Here is a 1,321-nt window from a genome sequence, read left to right as displayed (position 1 = left end):
AGAGACGGTCCCAAGAATCCGGACCACCCCTTTGGCTAACCTATCCATCGTTCCTTCATCATGTTAAAGAAGAGGGATTATGAAAAAGCAAAAGAGAAAGCACACACCGGAATTCAAAGCCAGAATTGCCTTTGAGGCAATCCAGGGGATCAAAACCCAAAATGAGATTGCGCAAGAATACGAAATCCATCCGATAACGGTCAGCAAATGGAAGAATGAGCTGTTGAGCCGGATGCCGGAACTCTTCGCGACAGAAAGCCCGAGAAAAAATGCCGGCAAGGACCGTGAAAAAGACAATCTCCAGCGCAAGATAGGTCAGCTGACCATGGAGGTGGATTTTCTTGAAAAAAAGTGCGAACAGTTGGGAATACCCGTAAAAGGGCGGCTCTCATAACACCCGATTCCCAACTGAGCATCAGGCGCCAGTGCAAGCTTCTGGATGTGCCACGATCCGTTGTGTACTACAAGCCCAAGAAGGAGTCTGCAGCAAACCAGCTGTTGATGGAACTGATCGATAAGTTCCACCTTCAAGATCCTGCTGCAGGCACTCGTCGGATTAGCAAAGTGCTCCGGCGATACACCCAAAAGTGCATAGGCCGGAAAAGAGTTAGACGTTTGATGGGAAGAATGGGTATTGAAGCTATTTACCCAAGAAAACGAACGACTATTCCCGGAGGCCCATCCGGTATATTTCCATATCGTCTGAAAGGGTTGAAAATAGATAGGCCTAATCAGGTGTGGTGTGCCGATATCAGCTATATTCCGATGTATCGAGGCCATATGTACCTATTTGCCGTAATGGACTGGTATTCCCGCAAGATCATTGATTGGGAGCTTTCAACAACCCTGGATACGGCTTTTTGTTTGAAATGCCTCAATCGTGCTCTATTGACCTTTGGTAGTCCAGAGATCATGAATACGGATCAAGGTTGCCAATTTACGTCCGAGGCTTGGATAAATGCCCTTATAGAGGGCGATGTAACGATCAGTATGGACGGCAAAGGCCGATGGGTTGATAATGTCATGATCGAGAGATTCTGGCGAAGTATCAAATATGAGGATATCTATCTAAAATCGTACGAGACACCGAGGGAGTTAGGCAAAGGGATCAGGTCATACGTATTACGTTATAATATCCAGCGGCCTCATTCTTCTCTTTCAGATATGACTCCGGAAGAGATGTACTGCAAAAATACAAAAGAAGCGGCCTGAAAAAAATCAGCCCCTCCCCCCGCGGGGGGAGGGGCTGAGCGGCACCACCGGAGCTATGGAGTTAGCCTAAAGACATAAAGTGGTGGTCCAAAAAGAGGGACCACTTCTC

General features: G+C 47.4%; 2 protein-coding genes. Both read left to right on the top strand.

Annotation, left to right across the window (positions count from 1 at the left end):
* The first annotated feature begins 79 nt into the window (after positions 1-79).
* On the top strand, positions 80-394 hold the full coding sequence (locus JWJ90_RS22730; RefSeq protein WP_205229499.1) for a transposase: 315 nt from the start codon (positions 80-82) through the stop codon (positions 392-394).
* The gene (locus tag JWJ90_RS22725; protein ID WP_205229498.1) at positions 352-1,212 is read left to right on the top strand and encodes an IS3 family transposase; all 861 of its coding nucleotides are present in this window, start codon (positions 352-354) and stop codon (positions 1,210-1,212) included. The genes JWJ90_RS22730 and JWJ90_RS22725 overlap by 43 nt, the downstream gene beginning before the upstream one ends.
* Positions 1,213-1,321: the final 109 nt, after the last annotated feature.

The sequence above is a fragment of the Desulfobulbus rhabdoformis genome (assembly GCF_016919065.1).
In the GTDB taxonomy this organism is placed as follows: Bacteria; Desulfobacterota; Desulfobulbia; order Desulfobulbales; family Desulfobulbaceae; genus Desulfobulbus; species Desulfobulbus rhabdoformis.
This window is presented reverse-complemented; position numbering and strand designations above follow the sequence as displayed.

Bases quoted from the DNA above. Each gene is read 5' to 3' on its own strand.
- JWJ90_RS22730 (WP_205229499.1), top strand. From the start codon at position 80: ATGAAAAAGCAAAAGAGAAAGCACACACCGGAATTCAAAGCCAGAATT.